Genomic DNA, 19417 nt, shown 5'->3' with positions numbered 1-19417 from the left:
TCCTGCGACTGTGGTACTGGTGTTTCTAGGTTCGACTGTCCGGCCTGGGGCGTGCCGCGCCCGCCTCAGGCGCTTTGAAAGAGTCCCACCTTCAGATCCTTGGCTTCGTAGATCGGCTTGCCGTCGGCCTTCATGATCCCGTCGGCGATGCCCAGGACCAGCCGGCCCATGCGCACCCGCTTCAGGTCCAGTTGATAGCTCACCATCTTCACCGTCGGCGTCACCATCTCGCTGAACTTGACCTCGCCGACGCCCAGCGCCCGCCCGCGCCCCGGGGCGCCGAGCCAGCCGAGGAAGAAGCCGAGGAGCTGCCAAAGGGAGTCGAGGCCCAGGCATCCCGGCATGACCGGATCGCCCTCGAAATGGCAATCGAAGAACCAGAGATCGGGCTTGATATCCATTTCGGCCACGATTTGGCCTTTGCCGTGCTCGCCGCCGTCTTCGCGAATTTCGGTGATGCGATCGAACATCAGCATCGGCGGCAGGGGCAGTTGCGCATTACCAGGACCGAAGAGCTTACCGTGCGCACACTTCAGCAGATCTTCGTAAGGAAAACTGTTCTTTCGCTCGGTCAATAGATCCACCCAGTCCGGCACTCGTTCCTATCGATCGGCAGCCCCGGCGGGTCCGGGACCTTCGCTGTGCTGCCGACCCTCTTCGCTTTCCCGTGGCCGCCTCCGCGGAACCGCCGTTTCCTAAAGATAGGCAGTCCCCGGAACGACACCACGACAAAAAGCGTTGCCGCACGAATTCCCCTGGCGTCCAGAGGAGTTCCGGCCAACGCCTCGCGAACTATAGCATAGGAGAAGGGCTGTCAAACAGCTTCGCATGGCGTGCGAAGTGAGCTGCGCCCCGGCTCCGTTCCCTCCAGGCCTCGCGGCGTCCTCGCCCGCCCGGGGGACGCGCGGGCTCCCGCCCACCGCGCCGCCGCCGCTTGCGGAAACGGGGCTGCGCCTGACCCGCCATGGTTAATGGCCGGCGCGGCGACGATAGAATTTCCCTGATATTTAAACTTGTTCCAAAGAAGTTGACATAAGACTGTAATTGCCACTTTAATTCCGGCAGCCGAGATCTACATATCGGGATGCAATGACCAAGGATCGTCCCTACAGCGCGCTGGTCCAGCGCCTCAAGGTGTCTGGCCTGCGCCCGACCCGCCAGCGGCTGGCTCTGGCCAAGCTTCTGTTCGAGGCGCCGGGAGGCTGCGACCGCCACATCACGGCGGAGCAGTTGCACGCCGAGGCGGTCGCCGAGAACGTGCGGGTTTCGCTCGCCACCATCTACAACAGCCTGCACCAGTTCACCGAGGCCGGGCTGCTGCGCGAGGTGGTGGTGGAGTCCGGACGCTCCTACTTCGACACCAACGTCACCGAGCACCACCATTTCTATTTCGAGGACAGCGGCCGCTTGCAGGACATTCCGGGCGAGATGGTGCGGCTCGAAAACCTGCCGCCGGCGCCCGCCGGCGCCAAGGTGGCCCGCGTCGACGTCATCATCCGGGTCAATGAGCGCGGCGAATAACGCTGCTTCGCCCATACCTTAAAAATCTCATTAGAATTGTTCTAAATAATTGACAGGCCTCCGCCGGAGGTCTATTTAGTCTCTCGTGAAGGGGCGCCTTCCGGCCGCAGTTCTGGCGTCGGACAAGGCGGAGAAGCCCCGATAACAGGATCGAAAATCTCACCTACAGGAGAGACAAAGCCATGTCGCTTAAGAACTCGAAGACCGAAGCCAATCTCAAGGAAGCCTTCGCGGGAGAGAGCCAGGCCAACCGCCGCTATCTCTACTTCGCGCAGAAGGCCGACATCGAGGGTTACAACGATGTTGCCGCGGTCTTCCGTTCGACCGCCGAGGGCGAGACCGGCCACGCGCACGGTCACCTGCAGTACCTCGAGGAAGTCGGCGACCCCGCGACCGGCGAGCCGATCGGCGACACCACGCTGAACCTCAAGTCCGCCATCGCCGGCGAGACCCACGAGTACACCGACATGTACCCCGGCATGGCCCGCACGGCCCGCGAGGAAGGTTTCGACGAAATCGCCGACTGGTTCGAGACCCTGGCGAAGGCTGAGAAAAGCCACGCCGGCCGCTTCCAGAAGGCCCTCGACACGATGGCCTGATCCGGGGCCTGATCCGGCTGCGGGATCGGGGAGGCGTCACGCCGCGACGCGCCGTCTCTCCGCTCCTCTCCGGATCTCTCGTGTAAGTGCAGGACTGGAGCGGCGGTTCGCCGCGAAGGGGCCGCCGCGCCAGCCCCTGCGACTTGCAGCGTAAGGAAAACATCCATTCATTCAGTCCGGCGCCCGCCGGTCCGTTCTGCGCGACATCAGCGAGGGGAAGTCATGAGCGAAGGTGGTTTGAATGCCCCGGTGCGTCACCCGATCGACTGGAACGATCCGGATTTCTACGACTGGGACAAGCTGAACGCCGAGGTCGAGCGGGTCTTCGACATCTGCCACGGCTGCCGGCGCTGCTTCAATCTCTGCGACTCCTTTCCGCGCCTCTTCGACCTTATCGACGAGTCGGAGACCGGCGAACTGGATAGCGTCGACAAGGCCGACTACAAGCCCGTCGTCGACGCCTGCACGCTGTGCGACATGTGCTTCATGGTGAGCTGCCCCTACGTGCCGCCCCATGAGTTCAACATCGACTTCCCGCACCTCATGCTGCGCTACCGCGCCGCCGAGCGGAAGCGCGGCCACGTCGACGGCCGCGTCGAGCAGCTCACCAAGACCGACCGCAACGGCAAGCTGGCCGGCATGGCGCCGGGGCTGGTGAACTGGGCCGGCGACACCAAGAACAAGCTGACGCGCCCGATCATGGAGAAGGTCGCCGACGTGCACCGCGAGGCCGACCTGCCGAAGTTCCACGGCAAGACCTTCGCCCTGCGCGCCAAGGACGACGTCCCGGCGGTCAATCCCGACGCCCCGGCCAAGGGCCGCAAGGTGGCCTTCTACGCCACCTGCTTCGTGAACTACAACAACCCGGACATCGGCGCCGCCGCCCGCAAGGTGCTGGCCAAGAACGGCGTCGAGACCGAGGTCGTCTATCCCTCCTGCTGCGGCATGCCGCAGCTCGAGCAGGGCGACATCGAGAAGGTCGCCGAGTCCGCCAGGCGCGTCTCCGCCGAGCTCTGCGAGTGGGTCGACAAGGGCTACGACATCGTCGCGCTGACGCCGTCCTGCGCGCTGATGCTGAAGTTCGAGTGGCCGCTGATTCTGCCGGACAACGACACGGTGAAGAAGCTCTCGCAGCATACCTTCGACATCACCGAGTACGTGGTCGACATCGCCAAGAAGGAAGGCCTGGCCGAGGGCCTGGGCACCCTGGAAGGCGGCGTCGCCCTGCACATGGCCTGCCACGCCCGCGCCCAGAACATCGGCGCCAAGGCCGCGGAGATGCTGCGCCTCATGCCCGAGGCCGACGTGAAGGTCGTCGAGCGCTGCTCGGGCCACGGCGGCTCCTGGGGCGTGCTGAAGGAGAATTTCGACACCGCCATCAAGGTCGGGCGCACCGCGGCACGGCAGACCGCGCAGGCCGGCAAGGCCTACGTGGCCTCCGAGTGCCCGCTGGCGGGTCAGCACATCCTGCAGGGCATCGACCGCCTGCAGATGGAGAACAAACCCGAGGTCGCGCGCAGCTACCACCCCATCGAGCTCTTCGCCAAGGCCTACGGCCTGGCCGACTAGGCCGAAGGGGGGGCGGGCCCGCGCCGCCGGCCTCAAATAGAGAGGAGCTGAACGAGATGAGCACCGGACTTGCCATGAAGAAAGAGATCACCCGCGAAGACATTCTTCCGATGGCGGCCTACGAGGCCGAGCGCCGCGAGCTGCGCCGCGACCTCGTCGCCAAGAAGAAGTTCCGCCGCCAGGACATCGGCCCGGTCTGCACCTTTTATTTCGAGAACTACGAGACCATGTGGGCCCAGGTCCACGAGATGCTCTACATCGAAAAGGGCGGCGAGGAGCAGATCGCCGACGAGCTCAGCGCCTACAACCCGCTGATCCCGCAGGGCCGCGAACTGGTCGCCACGGTGATGTTCGAGATCGACGACGCCCAGCGCCGCAAGACCTTCCTCGCCAAGCTGGGCGGCATCGAGGAGACGGCCTTCTTCGAGATCGACGGCGAGCGCATCGCCGGCACGCCGGAAGACGACGTGGACCGCACCACCGCCGACGGCAAGGCCTCCTCGGTGCAGTTCATCCACTTCCCCTTCACCGACGCCCAGGCCGAAAAGTTCAAGGCTCCGGGAACCCGCGTCATCCTGGGTTTCACTCACCCGGAATACGCCCACATGACCATCCTCTCCGAGGACGCGCGGGGCGCCCTGGCCCAGGACTTCGACTGAAGGGTCTCGTAACGAGGCCGGTTGCCCCGTCGGGGCGGTGCACCAGCGCCGCCACTTCTCCAATCGTCATGCTCGGGCTTGACCCGAGCATCCATGGTTCCGCCGCCCCTGCGCCGGCAAAATGGACCCTCGGGTCAAGCCCGAGGGTGACAGGAAAAGTGACCGCTCCGCTGTCGCGACGGGTTACCAGGCTCGGAGAAGCCAGGTAACAGCGGCTTCCTTCCTTATTCCACCTTCTCGCCGGGATAGAGGCCGTAGAAGGCGCCGCGCTCCAGCCAGCCGCTGTAGCCGCCGACGCCGACTTCGCACCAGTCGGTCTCGCAGCGTTCCAGCACTCCCACCACCCCGGCGTCGACCAGGGCCACGCCGGGGGCTCCGGCCTCCGGGCGGCGGCGCAGGGTGTGGCGCTTGCCGGTGATCAGGATGCCGCGCCGGCCCTGGACCATGGACTGGTGCACCCAACCCTCGGTGCCCTGCCAGTCGCGGATGCGCCGCCAGGTGTCGAACTCGTCGATGATCTCCACCGGCAGGCCGGCGCGGTGGTAGACCCAGTCGATGGGGTAGCGGATGCCGGGGCCGATGCGCAGGTTCACCTCGTCGGCGCGCAGGGTCACGAAACGCGGCAGCGGCAGACCCGTGCGCCCCGGCGGCGCCGGGCGGCCCTGCGCCTGGGATCCTGCTCCCCCGCTCCCGGCAGCGCTCCCGGCGGCTTCCTGCGGCCAGGCAGGGGCGCTCCAGCCCCAAATCAGCAGGACGGTGAAGAGCGCGCTCCAGGCGAAGGCGGCCAGCGGAAGAAGCCTCGGCATGTTTTCCTCCTACCCCTCGCCCGGGCGCCGGGTCAAGACGGCCCGGCCGCCGGCCCCGCCCTGCCCCCGGAATATCCGCGGCCCGGTCCGGCGGCGCCCCGGAAAGTGGGCTGTCCCCTGGACAAGCCGCCGCCCCGCCTGCTATGGCAAGGCGCGAACCCCGGGGACGCCGGAGGCTTGGCCGGTCCCGCGGGCTTTCATGCTCTACGCCCATCGCATGGTCATGACCGTGGCCTTCCCGGCCCGCAGTTCGAGTTAGGAAGCAATGCCCCATAAGAAGGTCCGCGTTATCGTCACCCGCCGGCTGCCCGACGTCATCGAGACGCGGATGATGGAGCTCTTCGACTGTCATCTGAACATCGAGGACAAGCCGATGAGCCAAGCGCAGCTCATCGAGGCGGTGAAGCAGGCGGAGGTTCTGGTGCCGACGGTGACCGATCGCATCGACGCGTCGGTGCTGTCCCAGGCCGGCCCGCAGCTGAAGCTGATCGCTTCCTTCGGCACCGGCGTCGACCACATCGACCTGAAGACGGCGCGCCAGCGCGGCATCACCGTGACCAACACCCCGGGCGTGCTGACCGAGGATACCGCGGACATGACCATGGCGCTGATCCTCTCGGTGCCGCGGCGCCTGGCCGAGGGCGAGCGCCTGGTGCGCACCGGCGAGTGGCAGGGCTGGGCGCCCACCGGCATGCTCGGCCACCGGGTGAACGGGAAGCGTTTGGGCATCATCGGCATGGGCCGCATCGGCAGCGCCGTGGCGCGCCGGGCCAAGGGCTTCGGCATGTCGATCCACTATCACAACCGCCGGCGCGTGCACCCCTCGGTGGAGGAGGAGCTGGAGGCGACCTACTGGGAGAGCCTGGACCAGATGCTGTCCCGCATGGACATCATCTCCATCAACTGCCCGCACACCCCGGCCACCTTCCACCTGCTCTCGGCGCGCCGCCTCAAGCTGCTGCGCGAGGACGCCTACATCGTCAACACCTCGCGCGGCGAGGTGGTGGACGAGAACGCCCTGACCCGCGCCCTGGAAGCCGGGGAGATCGCCGGCGCCGGCCTCGACGTCTTCGAGCACGAGCCGGCGGTCAATCCCAAGCTGATCCGCCTCGACAACGTGGTGCTGCTTCCGCACATGGGCTCGGCCACCATCGAGGGGCGCATCGCCATGGGCGAGAAGGTCATCATCTCCATCAAGACCTTCGTCGACGGCCACACCCCGCCGGACCGCGTCCTGGAGACGATGTTCTAAGCGGCCTTTCCGGCACTGCTGCGTTCCAACTACTGTACCGGGCCAATCAATGCGCCGGGTCAATCAATGCACCGGACAGGGGCCGTCTCGGGTGATGTTATGCACCTGGATGCCGCCGCCGGCGATGGCTTCCTCGGCCGCCTCGGCGGCGGCTTCCATCTGCGGGGTGATGAGGCGCAGGTTGTCGTCGTCGATGACCCAGTCCAGGCCGCCCTCGGCCAGGCCCATGACCTGGAGGCCGGGCTGCCAGGTGCCGTCCAGCGCGGTGACGAAGTTGTCGTAGACCACGTTGTCGACGCGCTTGCGCATGGAGGTCAGCACCTTGCCGGGATGCAGGCCGTTCTGGTTGGAGTCCGTGCCGATGCCCAGGACGCCCGCGTCGGCCGCCGCCTGCAGCACGCCGATGCCGGTGCCGCCGGCCGCCTGGATGATGACATCCGCGCCCTGCTCGATCTGGGAGCGCGCCAGCTCGCCGCCGCGCACAGGGTCGCTCCAGGCCGCCGGCGTCGGCCCGGTCATGTTGACCAGCACCTTCACCTTGGGATCGGCGCTGCGCGCGCCCTGGATGTAGCCGCAGGCGAACTTGCGGATCAGGGGGATGTCCATGCCGCCGACGAAGCCGATGGTGCCGGTCTTGGAAGCCATGGCCGCCAGGATACCCACCACGTAGGACCCTTCCTCTTCCCGGAACGCCACGGACTGCACGTTGGGCGCCTCGACGACGCTGTCGACGATGGCGAAGCGGGTTTTCGGAAACTGCGGGGCTACTTTCGCCAAAGCCGAGGCGTGGGTGAAGCCGATGGCAACGATGGGCGAGAAGCCGCGCTGGGCGAAGTTGCGCAGCGCCTGCTCGCTCTGCGCCTGGTTGGCGATCTCGAACTCCGCGTAGTCCTTGCCGGTCTCCTCCTTGAAGCGCTGGGCGCCGTTGTAGGCGGCCTCGTTGAAGGAGCCGTCGAACTTGCCGCCGACGGAATAGACGACGGCGGGTTTTGCGACGGCTACGGAGGCAAAGAGGCCGAGCAGAGCGGCGAGCAGGATCGGACGGCAGGTCAAGCGGCGGCTCCCGGAGCGGCAGGTGACAAGGTCTTGGACTCTAGGCGATTTTCGAAGCAGCCGGAAGACAGTGCCCTTCAAAGGTTGAGTCTGTCTTTAGCATATGCAACCATTGAGGGGCGTTCTATTGCGGGCAAGATTCTGGGGCGAGAGATGCAGTTGGGCCAAGCCGAGTCGCTAGTGTCGTTCCGCTTCTAGCAATAGCCCAGCCGTTGCCATACGATTCGGGCGTCGGTTAGTCATGTGGCGGTGATTCCCAGTGCATCTGTCCGACACCAGACGAAATTTGCGCAGGGTTCTGAACAAAGCTTATGTCGAGAGAGCAAATCCCTGTCACTGCACGTTTGATTACCTGGGCTCGTGAGCGAGCAGGGATTTCGATTGAGGAGGCATCAAAAACTTTCAAGAAGATTGAAGCTTGGGAGGACATCGAGAACGACATCTTTCCGACCTACGTGCAGTTGGAGCAGCTCTCGGAACGGTTCAAAGTACCAATCGCAGTTTTCTTTTTTCCTGAACCGCCTGCGGTTCCCCCTATTCGCGAATCATTTCGCACTCTTCCAGATCAGCAATTCGACGGTATTCCTAGTCAAGTTCGCCTCCTGCTGCGCAAAGCCAAGGCGCTGCAACTAAACCTTGTCGAACTGAATCAAGGAACTAACCCGGCTGATCGTCTGATCTCGCATGACTTAGGGTTCCCTACAAACGTCGAGGTCACCGAGATGGCCGAGCAAGTACGGGCTTACTTGGGCGTCTCATTGGAACAACAGTGCGCATGGCAAGATGACGACACCGCATTGGCGAACTGGCGTGACACTCTTGGCGAGGTAGGGATATCGGTCTTCAAGGACGCATTCCGAGTTCCAGAATACTCGGGATTCTGCCTGTACGATGACGTGTTTCCGGTGATCTATGCCAACAATAGCGTGGCCAAGACGCGGCAAATTTTCACGCTATTCCATGAACTTGCGCATTTGCTTTTTCATACGAGTGGGATCGACACTTTCGAAGATAGCTATATACCCGACTTGGCGAACGACGCGAGACGCATCGAGATTCTTTGCAATCGTTTTTCTGCGCAGTTCCTCATTCCTGATGAGGCATTTGAGAACACGCTTCAGGGCAAACCAGCATCGGAGGAAACGGCTGCCGAAATTGCAGCACATTTCCACGTTAGCCGAGAGGTGGTTTTTCGGAAGTTCCTCGACCGCGGCCTTATTGAACAGGCTGCTTACACTGAAGCTGCTACTGAATGGGCCGCTCAACGTGGAGGTGGCGGAGGAGGCAATTGGTACAACACAAAGATCGCCTATCTCGGACGCGACTACATCGGGCTTGCATTCAAGCAGTTTCACTCAAACCGGATTGATGAGACTCAGCTTGCTGAGTATCTCGATACTAAGCCTCGGAACCTAGCCGTTCTCGAAGAGTATTTTGCGCGAGGCAGTGTGTGAGCTACGTCTTTGACACGTCTGCCTTCTCACCACTGTTTCGGAACTTCTACCGAGGCAGGTTTCCGTCGCTCTGGCGCGAGTATGACGAACTAGTCGCCGATGGGCGCATTGTTTCCACGCGAGAAGTTCATCGTGAGATAGAAGACGGTCCAATAGAAAGCCTTAGGGGTTGGGCCAACGAGAATATGAACCTTTTCCCGCCCCCGACGGCTGCGCAAGGCGCATTTGTTGGTGAGATATATAGGGTTCCGCACTTCCAGCAGAACATCGAACTGCAAAAGATACTGAAGGGCGGGAAGAACGCGGATCCATTTGTGATTGCGAGGGCGCAAGTCGACGAAAGAACGGTAGTAACATCGGAAGCATTGAGGCCAAACGCCTCGAAGATTCCAAACATTTGCGAGCATTTTGGCATCAACTGGCTGACCCTAGAAGGGTTCATGGAAGCTGAGGACTGGGAATTCTAGGCTACTACCGGACTCAAACTAGCTTCCTCATTTCCGGCTGCTGGAGCTGGAGTAAATCGCAGCCCTAAACCGCGCAGAGCGGTTCGCCGGTCCGGTAGTCCACGGTCTTCAAGTCGCGGATCGTCGCCTGGGAGCCGCAGAGGGCGCAGTCGGGGTCGCGCGGCACGCTCACCTTGCGGAAGGTGGTCTCCAGGGAATCGAAGAGCACAAGGCTTCCGGCCAGGGAGGTGCCGATGCCGAGGATCTCCTTCACCACCTCGTTGGCCTGCAGCGCGCCCAGGGTCCCGGCCAGGGCGCCAAGGACTCCCACATCGGCGCAGCTTTCCTTGGGGTCGCCGGGCTGCGGGCCGAAGAGGCAACGGTAGCAGGGTGTCCCGCCGTCGTGGGCCTTAAAGGTGGAGAGCTGGCCGTCGAAGCGCATGATGGCGGCGGAGACCAGGGTCTTGCCCGCCAGGTAGCAGGCGTCGTTGGCCAGATAGCGGGTCGGGAAGTTGTCGGAGCCGTCGGCCACCAGGTCGTAGCGCGAAATCAGGTCCAGGGCGTTGTCCGGCGAAAGGCGCTGGCCCAGCGCCTCGACCGTCACTTCGGGATTGATCTCGGCGATGCGGCGGCGCGCCGACTCGACCTTGGCCATGCCGACGTTGGCGGTGTCGTGCAGCACCTGGCGCTGCAGGTTGGAGAGGTCGACCACGTCGTCGTCGACGATGCCCAGGGTGCCGACGCCGGCGGCGGCGAGGTAGAGCAGCAGCGGCGAGCCGAGGCCGCCGGCGCCGATCACCAGCACCCGGGCCTTCAGCAGCTTTTCCTGGCCCTCTTCGCCGATCTCCGGCAGCACCAGGTGGCGCGCGTAGCGGTCGATCTGGTCGTCGCTGAAATCCATGGGGCGAAGTCTAGCGTCTTGAGCCGGTTGGACAAAGGGGGTGTGAGGCGGTGGCGCTCGGACGTCTCCGCTACTGGGTCGTCACCCTCGGGCTTGACCCGAGGGTCCATGTCTCAGCTTGCGCCGGTCCGGTGCGGCCTTGGCATGGATGCTCGGGTCAAGCCCGAGCATGACAACGAAAATGAACTCCTTACAGCCCCTCGAAGAGCGCGGTGGAGAGGTAGCGTTCGGCGAAGGACGGCAGGATGGCGACGATCAGCTTGCCTTCCATTTCCGGGCGCTCGCCGATCTCCATGGCCGCGCAGAGGGCGGCGCCGGAGGAGATTCCGATGGGCAGGCCCTCCAGGGCGGCCGCCTTGCGCGCCATGCGGAAGGCGGTGTCGTTGCCGATGGGCAGAACCTCGTCGATCAGGCCGGTGTCCAGGTTGTTGGGAATGAAGCCGGGGCCGATGCCCTGGATCTTGTGCGGGCCGGGCTGGCCGCCGGAGATCACCGGGCTGTCCTCCGGCTCCACCGCGACCATCTTCACGCTGGGCTTGCGCGCCTTCAGGACGCGGCCGACGCCGGTCAGCGTGCCGCCGGTGCCGACGCCGGAGACGACGACGTCCACCTTGCCCCCGGTGTCGCGCCAGATCTCCTCCGCCGTGGTGCGCTCGTGGACCGCCGGGTTGGCCGGGTTGTTGAACTGCTGCGGCATGACGGCGCCGGGATTCTCGGCCAGGATCTCCTCGGCCTTGGCCAGGGCGCCGGTCATGCCCTTGGCGCCGTCGGTCAGCACCAACTCGGCGCCCAGCAGGCGCAGCATCTTGCGGCGCTCCTGCGACATGGTCTCCGGCATGGTGAGGATCAGGCGGTAGCCCTTGGCGGCGCAGACGAAGGCCAGCGCGATGCCGGTGTTGCCGCTGGTCGGCTCGACGATCATGCCGCCTTCCTTCAGCTTGCCCTCGCGCTCCAGCGCCTCGACCATGGCCAGGCCGATACGGTCTTTCACCGAAGCCAGCGGATTGAAGAACTCGCACTTGCCGGCAACGTCGGCCTTGACGCCGTAGGCGGCGGCCAGCCTTTTCACGCGCACGATGGGCGTCGCGCCGATGGTGTCGAGGATGGAGTCGTAGACCCTGCCGCGGAATTCGCCCGTCTCTTGGGCGCGGGCCTCTGCCTTTGCTGCTTCCATGGTGCGCCGTCCGTTCCCTGAAGTGGTGCGTCTTGACGTTTTTCAGATGGGCAAGCCATCGGGTCCTCAGATGGGCAAGCCATCCGGGCTCTGCAATTCAAATGGTGAAATCGGTGATCTGCCGGGCCTCGCTGGTGATCCCCTCTTCGCGCGCCTTCTCGCAGAGCTCCTCGACCGTCATGTTGTCGAAGCGTTCCATCATCTGGCGCTGCATATCCCGCCAGATGGGCCGCAGCACCTTCACGCCCAGCTCGGAGCCTTCGGTATCGGCGGCCGGATCGCTGGTGCCTTCCAGTTGCCGCACGACGCGGATGATTTCCCCGACCGAAATGCGCCGGCGTTCGCGTGCCAGGCGGTAGCCGCCTTTCGGTCCGCGCTGGCCGGAGAGGATGTCGTGGTGCACGAGCTGCTGCAGCACCTGCTCCAGGTAGCGCCGCGGGATGCCCTGGCGGCGCGAGATGTCGGTGGAGCGCACCGGGCCGGCGCCGGCGTGATAGGCGATGTCGACCACGGCCTCGATGGCGAAGAGCAGTTTCTTGGAAAGTCTCAGCATGGTTCAGTCACCCGCTGCGGCATTGTTCGTCTGCGAGGCGATGCCGGTCGACCCGAAACCCCCGGCGCCCCGCGCGCTTTCCTCCAGGTCGTCGCTCACCGACCAGGCGACGCGGGCATAGGCCGCCACCACCATCTGGGCGATGCGGCTGCCGCGTTCGATGACGAAGGGCCGGTCGCCGTGGTTGATCAGGATCACGCCTACCTCGCCGCGATAGTCGGCATCGATGGTGCCCGGGGCGTTCAGCACCGTGACGCCCTGCTTCAAGGCCAGGCCGGAGCGCGGGCGCACCTGCGCCTCGGTGCCCGGCGGCAGGGCGATGGCGATGCCGGTGGGGATGAGCCGGCGTTCGCCCGGGGCCAGCGTCACCGTCTCCTCGACGGCGGCCAGCAGGTCCATGCCGGCGGAATCGCTGGTGGCATAGGCGGGCAGGCTGAGGTCGGCGGCGTGGTCGAGGCGCTTGATGGCAACGCTGAGAGCGGTCATGTCGGTCTACGCGGTCCCTGTCAGGTTCTTGTCGTTCTTCGTCTTGTTTAGCGTCCGAGGGTCGCGGCGATCTGACGGCAGAGGCGCTCGGCCACCTCCGTCTTGGTCATTCGCGGCCAGTCGTCCACACCCTCGGCGGTGATCAGGTGGATCAGGTTGTCGTCGCCGCCGAAGGTCGCCGTGCCCGGCGCCACGTCGTTGGCGAGGATCCAGTCGCAGCCCTTGCGCGTCAGCTTGGCGCGGCCCTGCTCGACCACCTTCTCGGTTTCGGCGGCGAAGCCGACCACCAGGCTGGGGCGCTCCGGGCCTGCCTGCGACAGCTCGGCCAGGATGTCCGGGTTCTGCGTCAGCTCCAGGGCGGCGGCAACGCCGTTGTCCTTCTTGAGCTTTTGCTGGGCCGCGGCGGCGGCGCGCCAGTCGGCCACGGCAGCGGCGCAGACCGCGATCTCCACCGGCAGGGCGGCGCGGCAGGCGGCCAGCATCTCCTGCGCGGTCTCCACGTGTACGGTCTTCAGGCCCTCGGGGTCCGGCAACCCGCTGGGGCCGGAGACCAGGGTGGTCTCGGCGCCGTGGCGCGCCAGGGCGGTGGCGATGGCGTGGCCCTGCTTGCCGGAGGAGCGGTTGGCGATATAGCGCACCGGGTCGATGGGCTCGTGGGTCGGCCCGCTGGTCACCAGGGCGCGCAGGCCGCTCAAGGGTCCCGCGCCGGTTTTGGCTGCGCCGAGGCTGGCCTCGATGGCAGCGAGAATTTCTTGCGGCTCGGCCATGCGTCCGAAGCCGTACTCGCCGCAGGCCATGTCGCCCTCGTTGGGACCGACGGTGAGGATGCCGCGCTGCTTCAGGGTGGCGATGTTCGCCCGGGTCGCCGGATGCTCCCACATGCGCACGTTCATCGCCGGGGCGGCCAGCACCGGCTTGTCGGTGGCCAGCAGCGCGGTGGAGGCCAGATCGTCGGCGCGGCCCTGGGCCATCTTGGCCAGCAGGTCGGCGCTGGCCGGCGCCACCACCAGCAGGTCGGCGTCGCGCGACAGCTGAATGTGGCCCATCTCCGCCTCGTCGGTGAGGTCGAAGAGCTCGCCGTAGACCTTGTCGCCGCTCAACGCCGAGAGCGACAGCGGCGTCACGAACTGGGCTCCGGCCCGGGTCAGCACGCAGCGCACCGCCGCGCCCTTTTCCTTCAGGCGGCGGATCAGCTCCAAAGATTTATAGGCGGCGATTCCTCCCGAGACGATCAGGAGAACCCGTTTTCCGGTCAGCACGGCGGTAAAACTCTTATTTTACGGCAATGAAACGTGAATAACCTAGGGATTCGCCTGCTCGAAGGCAAGCAAAGTGCGATTCTGACGGTTTTACAGCCGATTAGAAGAGAGCGGCCAGGGCGATGGCCAGGGCCGCGACGGCCACGGGCAAGGCCCAGCGCCCCAGATTCCCGCCCGGACGGTTGGTGAGGCGCGCGATGGTTTCCGGGTGCAGGCGGATGCGCCCGGCGGCCAACTCCTCGGTGGCGCGCTCCAGGTTGTCGGCCAGGACGGGGAGCTGGCGCAGCCCGTGCAGCACGTCCGCCACGCCCTCGCGCAGGCGCGCCTCGGGGCCGCGGTTCTCGCGCATCCAGGCGTCGATCAGGGGCTGGGCCAGGGTCCAGATGTTGAGCGAGGGGTCGAGGCTGCGGCTCACGCCTTCGGCCATCAGCATGTTCTTCTGCAAGAGCAGCAACTGCGGCTGCACCGGCAGCTCGAAGGACTCGGTGAGGCGCAGGAGCTGCGCCAGCAGCCGCGCGAAGGAAATCTCGTTCAGCGGCCGCCCGGCGATGGGCTCGCAGACCGAGCGCAGCGCCTGGGCGAAGACGTCCAGGTCGGGGCCCCCGGGACGCACCTGCGGCAGGTAGCCGGCCTCCATGTAGACCGCGGCCAGGCGATGGTAGTCGCCGTCCAGGGTGGCGATCAGCATGTCCGCCAGGTGGCGCCGGGTGCGCCAGTCCATGCGTCCCATGATGCCGAAGTCGACGGCCAGGATGTTGCCCTCGCGGTCGACCCACATGTTGCCGGGGTGCTGGTCGCCGTGGAAGAAGCCGTCGCGGAAGACCTGGTTGAAGAAGATGCCCGCCGCCTTGGTCAGGACGTCGGTCAGGTCGTGTCCGGCGGCTTGCAGCGCGGCGCGGTCGTCCATGGGAATGCCGCTGACCCGCGACATGGTCAGCACCCGGCGCGAGGACCGCCGCCAGTCGATGGCCGGGACGTTGTAGGTCGGATCCCCGGCGAAGTTCTCCGCCAGTTCCGAGGCCGCGGCGCCTTCCATGCGCAGGTCCATCTCCAGGCGCACGGTGTTCTCGAAGACGCCCACCGCCTCGACCGGGCGGAAGCGGCGCAGCTTCGGCTGGGTCGTCTCGATCACCTCGGCGACCCAGTAGAAAAACTCCAGGTCGCGGTCGAAGGCCTTTTCGATGCCGGGCCGCAGGACCTTCACGGCCACCTGTCGCGGCTCGCGCTGACGGTCCTCGGCGTCCCCGCCCTCTTCTTCCCTGGGGTCCGGGGCCACGGTGGCGTGGTGGACCTGGGCGATGGAGGCGGCGGAAACCGGGTCCGCGTCGAAGGAAAGGAACAGCTCCTCGACCGGCCGGCCCAGCTCCTCCTCGATGATCTCGCGCGCCAGCGCCGTGTCGAAGGGCGGCAGATGGTCCTGCAGCTCCGCCAGGTCCAGGGCGATCTGCTCGCCCACCAGGTCGGCGCGGGTGGAGAGGGCCTGGCCCAGTTTGATGAAGCTCGGTCCCATCTCGGTGAGGGCGCGGGCCAGTTTCTCGCCGGGCCGGCCCTCCGCCTGGCGGCGCGAGAAGCGGCGGGCGAACCAGACGAGACCCGGCGCCACGCCCATCTCCTCCAACGGCGCCAGGGCGTCGTGGCGCGCCAGAGTGCGGGCGATGCGCTGGAAGCGCAGCAGGGACCGGAGTGTACGAAGCATGATTGTCGCTGTTTCGGTTAAATGCGCCAGCCGGAATGCAGCGCGGCGATCCCGCCGGAGAGATTGCGGTAGCGGACCTGGGACAGCCCGGCCGCGCCCATCATCTGGACGAGCTCCTCCTGTGGCGGAAAGCGGCGGATCGACTCCGCCAGATAAAGGTAGGACTCGCGGTCTCCGGCGACGGCGGCGCCCATGGCCGGCAGCACTTTGAAGGAGTACTGGTCGTAGAGGTCGGCGAAGACCGGCAGGACAACGCGGCTGAACTCCAGGCAGAGGAATCGACCGCCGGGCTTCAGCACCCGGCGCGCCTCGGCCAGCGCCCGGTCGATGTGGGTGACGTTCCTCAGGCCGAAGGCAATGGTGTAGGCGGTGACCGAGCGGTCGGGCAGCGGCAGGCGCTCGGCATCACCGCAGACCCAGGAGAGGCCCTGCAGCCGCCCCTGGTCGAGGGCGCGGTCGCGGCCCACAGCCAGCATGTCGGCCGTCAGGTCGCAGACGACGACGTGACCTTCTCCGGGAAGGCCTTGTTTTTCCAGGCGGTCCAGGACGCGAAAGGCGATGTCGCCGGTGCCGCCGGCGGTGTCCAGCAGCTCGATGCCCGGGCGCGGGTTCAGCCAGTCGACCATGGACGTTTTCCACAGCCGGTGGATACCTCCGGACATGAGGTCGTTCATCAGATCGTAGCGGCTGGCCACGGACTGGAAGACGCCGCGCACCAGCGAAGCCTTGTCCCCCTCGTCGACCTCGCGGTAGCCGAAATGGGTCTTGCCGGCGTCGTCTTCGGCGGCCTCTCGCGGCGGCCCGGAAACTTTGTTTGCGTTCATCGCGCGGACCATAGCGCGGGCCGCGGCGGCGCGCTACTCTGCGCGCCATTTCGCCGCGCCCCCCTGTCTAGCCGGATTTGTCCCGAGATGCCCGAGTTGCCCGAAGTCGAGACCGTGGTGCGCGGCCTGCGCCCGAAACTGGAGGGCCGCCGCCTGAAGCGGGTCGAGCAGCGCCGCCCGGATCTGCGCTTTCCCTTGCCGGCGGACTTCGCCAAGCGCCTGACCGGCCTGCGGGTGGAGCGCATCGGGCGGCGCGCCAAGTACATGCTGGTGTCCTTGGACGACGGTCAAGTGCTGCTCTGCCACCTGGGCATGTCCGGGCGCATGACGATCGTCGAGCCGCCGGCCCGAAAAGGACCGAGGGGCGGCCCGCGTCCGCCGCTGGACAAGCACGACCACGTGATCTTCACCACCGACGCCGGGGTGGAGGTCCGCTTCAACGACGCCCGGCGCTTCGGGATCATGGACCTGGTGGACGCCGACGCGCTGGAAACCCACCCCCTGCTGCGCGACCTGGGGCCGGAGCCGCTGGGCAACGACTTCAACGGCCCCGGCCTGGCCGCGGCCCTGAAGGGCAAGCGCTCGCCGATCAAGGCGGCGCTGCTGGATCAGCGCGTGGTGGCCGGGCTCGGCAATATTTATGTCTGCGAGGCGTTCTATTTCGCGGGAATCTCGCCGCGCCGCCAGGCCTATACGGTGCAGGGCGCGCGCGCGGAGAAGCTGGCGGCGGCGGTGCGCCAGGTGCTGACCCGCGCCATCGAGGCCGGCGGTTCCTCCCTGCGCGACTACGTGCAGGCCGACGGCGAACTCGGCTACTTCCAGCACGAATGGTCGGTCTATGGCCGCGAGGGCGAGCCCTGCAAGGCCTGCGGCGCAGCGATCAAGCGCCTGGTGCAGAGCGGGCGCTCCACCTTCTATTGCTCGCATTGCCAACGATGAGACGGGACCGGGCGCGCGAGGATTCTGTTTCCCTGGGCGCGGCTCTGGGGTAGGAAACCGCCATGCTTCGCGCGCCGCTGCACCGCCGTCTTCTCGCCACCCTGCTGGCGCTGGCCCTGCTTGCGCCCGCTGCGCCGCTTCTGGCGCAGGGGAGCGACGGTTCCGGGGACGGTTACGTTGCCGGCATTCCCGACCTGCCGCTGATGCCCGGCTTGCAGTCGCTGCCCGACAGCGGCCTTGTCTTCGATAAACCGGGCGGGCGCATCGTCGAAGCCTTCGCCGCGGGCGAGGTGACGGCGCCGGCGGTGCACGGCTTCTACGACCGGACGCTGCCGCAGCTCGGCTGGCGGCGCGAAGCGGCGGGCGCCTATCTGCGCGAGGGCGAACGGCTGAGGCTCGATCTCAGCGAGGAGGCCGGCCGCCTCACCGTTCAGTTCAGGCTGTCGCCGCAGTAGGAATCCCGTCACGGGGGAATTGTCGCCGATTCGGCACAGCGGTGGCGCGAAGATGCCGCCGGGCGCGATCAAGAGAGGTAGGAAGGAAGAGGCCATGAGCTACCAGAACATCACCGTGGAGAAAGAAGACGGCGTCGGCATCGTCACCCTCAACCGCCCCAAGGCGCTCAACGCTCTGTGCAAGGCGCTGATCGAGGACCTGGGGCGGGCGCTGGACGATCTGGAAGGCGACGACTCCATCGGCTGCATCCTCATCACCGGCTCCGAGAAGGCCTTCGCCGCCGGCGCCGACATCAAGGAGATGAAGGACAAGACCTATCAGCAGGCCTATGCCGAGGATTTCATCACCGTGGGCTGGGAGCGCCTTGCGCAGACGCGCAAGCCGGTGATCGCGGCGGTGGCGGGTTACGCCCTGGGCGGCGGCTGCGAGATCGCCATGATGTGCGATTTCATCCTGGCCGCCGACACCGCCAAGTTCGGCCAGCCGGAGATCACCATCGGCACCATTCCCGGCTCCGGCGGCACCCAGCGTCTCACCCGCTTCGTCGGCAAGTCCAAGGCCATGGAGCTGTGCCTGACCGGACGCATGATGGACGCCGAGGAGGCCGAACGGGCCGGTCTGGTGGCGCGTGTCATTCCGGCAGCGGATCTTTTGGCCGAGGCCAAGAAGACCGCCGCGAAGATCGCCGGGCTGTCGCGGCCGGTGGTGATGATGGCCAAGGAGGCGGTCAACCGGGCCTACGAGACCACCCTGGCCGAGGGTATCAAGTTCGAGCGCCGGGTGTTTCACAGCACCTTCGCCTTGGAAGACCAGAAGGAAGGCATGACCGCCTTCGCCGAGAAGCGCGCCCCGGCCTGGAAGCACCGCTGAGGAGAGCCGTCGGCGGGACGCCGCCGTTAACCCTGATTTCCCGCGATTCCGCGCCGCTCGCCGGGGTGTGAAAGGCGGCTTGACGAGGCTGGGGCCGGGGGCTATAACCCCGCCTTCCTCATGCACTGAGTACGAAGTTTTAAGCACATGGCAAACCATCAATCTGCCAAGAAGCGGATCCGTCGCAACGCCCGCCGCGCCGTCGTCAACGGCGCGCGCGTCAGCCGCATTCGCACCCACGTGAAGGCGGTGGAACTGGCGATCGCCAGCGGCGACAAGACGGCGGCCCAGACCGCGCTGAAGGCGGCCCAGCCGGAGTTGGCCCGCGGCGTGCGCAGCGGCGTCCTGCCGAAGAACACGGCGTCGCGCAAGATGTCGCGCCTCTCGGCCCGCGTCAAAGCCATCGGCTGATTCCGCATCCGCCCGGAAAAATCCGGGACTGGAACGATGCCGCGCCTTCCTGGAAGAGGGCGCGGTTTTTCGTGTTTGCGCTTCGGCTTTCGCCCGATCTTCCGATCGCTCCGGAGTGTTGCAGATCGGTCGGCGGGCCAAAAAAAAACCCGTTCCCCATTCGATCCGCTTGTCACCCGAAGTCTATGCGGGTACATTAACATTATCGCGCTTGGGGGTTCTGAGTAAGAAGTTCTAGGAAAAAGCAAAATAAAAAGTCGCGCCGATCAAGTAATTCCTGAAATGAATTATTGATTTCGCCACGGGCGTGGCAGGGGCCGGACGTTTCTCTAGGCCGCCGTTGTTTTTTTCCGACCCGCCTGGCTCTTGGAGCCCCTCCTAAGCCGATCGCTGGAATAACTAATGACGAACGAGGTTGCTGGCCACGTCATGGACGATGCTTGTGCTTTCGCGGAGTTTTACCTCTGGCAAATGATGTGCGGAGATAGG

At 65.9% G+C, this 19417-nt stretch carries 21 protein-coding genes; 11 read left to right on the top strand and 10 right to left on the bottom strand.

Annotated elements, in window-relative coordinates; translation table 11 throughout:
• Positions 1-65 precede the first annotated feature (65 nt).
• Complete coding sequence (fabA, locus tag AAFN88_RS02650) at positions 66-575, bottom strand: 3-hydroxyacyl-[acyl-carrier-protein] dehydratase FabA (RefSeq protein WP_347517978.1); 510 nt, start codon at positions 573-575, stop codon at positions 66-68.
• Positions 576-1089: 514 nt separating this feature from the next.
• Between fabA and irrA the strand changes: the two genes are divergently transcribed.
• From irrA to AAFN88_RS02630, 4 genes are all read left to right on the top strand, one after another.
• Entirely contained in the window at positions 1090-1521 is a 432-nt protein-coding gene (gene irrA, locus AAFN88_RS02645) for an iron response transcriptional regulator IrrA (RefSeq protein ID WP_347517977.1), read from the top strand.
• Positions 1522-1703: 182 nt separating this feature from the next.
• On the top strand, positions 1704-2120 hold the full coding sequence (locus AAFN88_RS02640) for a rubrerythrin family protein (RefSeq protein ID WP_347517976.1): 417 nt from the start codon (positions 1704-1706) through the stop codon (positions 2118-2120).
• A 222-nt stretch (positions 2121-2342) separates the two neighbouring features.
• Complete coding sequence (locus AAFN88_RS02635) at positions 2343-3689, top strand: heterodisulfide reductase-related iron-sulfur binding cluster (RefSeq protein ID WP_347517975.1); 1347 nt, start codon at positions 2343-2345, stop codon at positions 3687-3689.
• A 56-nt stretch (positions 3690-3745) separates the two neighbouring features.
• The gene (locus AAFN88_RS02630) at positions 3746-4348 is read left to right on the top strand and encodes a DUF3501 family protein (RefSeq protein WP_347517974.1); all 603 of its coding nucleotides are present in this window, start codon (positions 3746-3748) and stop codon (positions 4346-4348) included.
• A 224-nt stretch (positions 4349-4572) separates the two neighbouring features.
• On the opposite strand, the gene AAFN88_RS02625 is transcribed toward AAFN88_RS02630, so the two are convergent.
• Complete coding sequence (locus AAFN88_RS02625; protein WP_347517973.1) at positions 4573-5154, bottom strand: SH3 domain-containing protein; 582 nt, start codon at positions 5152-5154, stop codon at positions 4573-4575.
• Between the two features lie 265 nt (positions 5155-5419).
• Here AAFN88_RS02625 and AAFN88_RS02620 point away from each other — a divergent pair, with 265 nt between their 5' ends.
• A complete protein-coding gene (locus tag AAFN88_RS02620; protein WP_347517972.1) occupies positions 5420-6406 on the top strand; it encodes a D-glycerate dehydrogenase in 987 nt (328 codons plus the stop codon).
• Between the two features lie 63 nt (positions 6407-6469).
• On the opposite strand, the gene AAFN88_RS02615 is transcribed toward AAFN88_RS02620, so the two are convergent.
• Positions 6470-7459 carry a BMP family ABC transporter substrate-binding protein gene (locus tag AAFN88_RS02615; protein WP_347517970.1) on the bottom strand — a complete coding sequence of 330 codons (990 nt, stop codon included), beginning with the start codon at positions 7457-7459 and terminating at the stop codon, positions 6470-6472.
• Between the two features lie 311 nt (positions 7460-7770).
• On the opposite strand from AAFN88_RS02615, the gene AAFN88_RS02610 reads away from it, so the two are divergent.
• Together AAFN88_RS02610 and AAFN88_RS02605 are read left to right on the top strand one after the other, a co-directional pair.
• Complete coding sequence (locus AAFN88_RS02610; protein WP_347517969.1) at positions 7771-8913, top strand: ImmA/IrrE family metallo-endopeptidase; 1143 nt, start codon at positions 7771-7773, stop codon at positions 8911-8913.
• Positions 8910-9380 carry a PIN domain-containing protein gene (locus tag AAFN88_RS02605; protein ID WP_347517968.1) on the top strand — a complete coding sequence of 157 codons (471 nt, stop codon included), beginning with the start codon at positions 8910-8912 and terminating at the stop codon, positions 9378-9380. Before AAFN88_RS02610 ends, AAFN88_RS02605 begins: the two co-directional genes overlap by 4 nt.
• Positions 9381-9444: 64 nt before the next feature.
• On the opposite strand, the gene AAFN88_RS02600 is transcribed toward AAFN88_RS02605, so the two are convergent.
• The 7 genes from AAFN88_RS02600 to ubiE form a co-directional block, all read right to left on the bottom strand.
• A complete protein-coding gene (locus AAFN88_RS02600) occupies positions 9445-10260 on the bottom strand; it encodes a molybdopterin-synthase adenylyltransferase MoeB (protein ID WP_347517967.1) in 816 nt (271 codons plus the stop codon).
• 190 nt (positions 10261-10450) lie between these two features.
• Positions 10451-11434, bottom strand: a complete 984-nt coding sequence (gene cysK / locus AAFN88_RS02595; RefSeq protein ID WP_347517966.1) for a cysteine synthase A — start codon at positions 11432-11434, stop codon at positions 10451-10453.
• 97 nt (positions 11435-11531) lie between these two features.
• A complete protein-coding gene (locus AAFN88_RS02590; RefSeq protein WP_347517964.1) occupies positions 11532-11987 on the bottom strand; it encodes an Rrf2 family transcriptional regulator in 456 nt (151 codons plus the stop codon).
• A 3-nt stretch (positions 11988-11990) separates the two neighbouring features.
• On the bottom strand, positions 11991-12473 hold the full coding sequence (gene dut / locus AAFN88_RS02585) for a dUTP diphosphatase (protein ID WP_347517962.1): 483 nt from the start codon (positions 12471-12473) through the stop codon (positions 11991-11993).
• Between the two features lie 47 nt (positions 12474-12520).
• A complete protein-coding gene (gene coaBC, locus AAFN88_RS02580) occupies positions 12521-13732 on the bottom strand; it encodes a bifunctional phosphopantothenoylcysteine decarboxylase/phosphopantothenate--cysteine ligase CoaBC (protein WP_347517960.1) in 1212 nt (403 codons plus the stop codon).
• 100 nt (positions 13733-13832) lie between these two features.
• A complete protein-coding gene (gene ubiB / locus AAFN88_RS02575) occupies positions 13833-15428 on the bottom strand; it encodes a 2-polyprenylphenol 6-hydroxylase (RefSeq protein ID WP_347517958.1) in 1596 nt (531 codons plus the stop codon).
• Between the two features lie 17 nt (positions 15429-15445).
• A complete protein-coding gene (ubiE, locus tag AAFN88_RS02570; RefSeq protein ID WP_347517957.1) occupies positions 15446-16252 on the bottom strand; it encodes a bifunctional demethylmenaquinone methyltransferase/2-methoxy-6-polyprenyl-1,4-benzoquinol methylase UbiE in 807 nt (268 codons plus the stop codon).
• Between the two features lie 87 nt (positions 16253-16339).
• On the opposite strand from ubiE, the gene mutM reads away from it, so the two are divergent.
• The 4 genes from mutM to rpsT all read left to right on the top strand — a co-directional run bounded on the left by mutM (position 16340) and on the right by rpsT (position 18928).
• On the top strand, positions 16340-17191 hold the full coding sequence (gene mutM / locus AAFN88_RS02565; protein WP_347517955.1) for a bifunctional DNA-formamidopyrimidine glycosylase/DNA-(apurinic or apyrimidinic site) lyase: 852 nt from the start codon (positions 16340-16342) through the stop codon (positions 17189-17191).
• Between the two features lie 62 nt (positions 17192-17253).
• Positions 17254-17646 (top strand): hypothetical protein, encoded by a 393-nt coding sequence (locus AAFN88_RS02560; RefSeq protein WP_347517953.1) that lies wholly within the window; start codon positions 17254-17256, stop codon positions 17644-17646.
• A gap of 94 nt (positions 17647-17740) precedes the next feature.
• Positions 17741-18517: an enoyl-CoA hydratase gene (locus AAFN88_RS02555; protein WP_347517951.1), complete on the top strand. Its 777-nt coding sequence runs from the start codon at positions 17741-17743 to the stop codon at positions 18515-18517.
• A 147-nt stretch (positions 18518-18664) separates the two neighbouring features.
• Positions 18665-18928 (top strand): 30S ribosomal protein S20, encoded by a 264-nt coding sequence (rpsT, locus tag AAFN88_RS02550; protein ID WP_347517950.1) that lies wholly within the window; start codon positions 18665-18667, stop codon positions 18926-18928.
• Positions 18929-19417: the final 489 nt, after the last annotated feature.

It is taken from the genome of Pelagibius sp. CAU 1746 (assembly GCF_039839785.1).
Lineage (GTDB): Bacteria > Pseudomonadota > Alphaproteobacteria > Kiloniellales > Kiloniellaceae > Pelagibius.
Note: the sequence above shows the minus strand (reverse complement) of the source record. Positions and strands in the feature narration are given on the sequence as shown.

Coding starts and splice junctions, on each gene's coding strand:
- irrA (WP_347517977.1), top strand. CDS start 1,090: ATGACCAAGGATCGTCCCTACAGCGCGCTGGTCCAGCGCCTCAAGGTG.
- AAFN88_RS02640 (WP_347517976.1), top strand. CDS start 1,704: ATGTCGCTTAAGAACTCGAAGACCGAAGCCAATCTCAAGGAAGCCTTC.
- AAFN88_RS02635 (WP_347517975.1), top strand. CDS start 2,343: ATGAGCGAAGGTGGTTTGAATGCCCCGGTGCGTCACCCGATCGACTGG.
- AAFN88_RS02630 (WP_347517974.1), top strand. CDS start 3,746: ATGAGCACCGGACTTGCCATGAAGAAAGAGATCACCCGCGAAGACATT.
- AAFN88_RS02625 (WP_347517973.1), bottom strand. CDS start 5,154: ATGCCGAGGCTTCTTCCGCTGGCCGCCTTCGCCTGGAGCGCGCTCTTC.
- AAFN88_RS02620 (WP_347517972.1), top strand. CDS start 5,420: ATGCCCCATAAGAAGGTCCGCGTTATCGTCACCCGCCGGCTGCCCGAC.
- AAFN88_RS02610 (WP_347517969.1), top strand. CDS start 7,771: ATGTCGAGAGAGCAAATCCCTGTCACTGCACGTTTGATTACCTGGGCT.
- AAFN88_RS02600 (WP_347517967.1), bottom strand. CDS start 10,260: ATGGATTTCAGCGACGACCAGATCGACCGCTACGCGCGCCACCTGGTG.
- cysK (WP_347517966.1), bottom strand. CDS start 11,434: ATGGAAGCAGCAAAGGCAGAGGCCCGCGCCCAAGAGACGGGCGAATTC.
- AAFN88_RS02590 (WP_347517964.1), bottom strand. CDS start 11,987: ATGCTGAGACTTTCCAAGAAACTGCTCTTCGCCATCGAGGCCGTGGTC.
- dut (WP_347517962.1), bottom strand. CDS start 12,473: ATGACCGCTCTCAGCGTTGCCATCAAGCGCCTCGACCACGCCGCCGAC.
- ubiB (WP_347517958.1), bottom strand. CDS start 15,428: ATGCTTCGTACACTCCGGTCCCTGCTGCGCTTCCAGCGCATCGCCCGC.
- ubiE (WP_347517957.1), bottom strand. CDS start 16,252: ATGAACGCAAACAAAGTTTCCGGGCCGCCGCGAGAGGCCGCCGAAGAC.
- mutM (WP_347517955.1), top strand. CDS start 16,340: ATGCCCGAGTTGCCCGAAGTCGAGACCGTGGTGCGCGGCCTGCGCCCG.
- AAFN88_RS02560 (WP_347517953.1), top strand. CDS start 17,254: ATGCTTCGCGCGCCGCTGCACCGCCGTCTTCTCGCCACCCTGCTGGCG.
- AAFN88_RS02555 (WP_347517951.1), top strand. CDS start 17,741: ATGAGCTACCAGAACATCACCGTGGAGAAAGAAGACGGCGTCGGCATC.
- rpsT (WP_347517950.1), top strand. CDS start 18,665: ATGGCAAACCATCAATCTGCCAAGAAGCGGATCCGTCGCAACGCCCGC.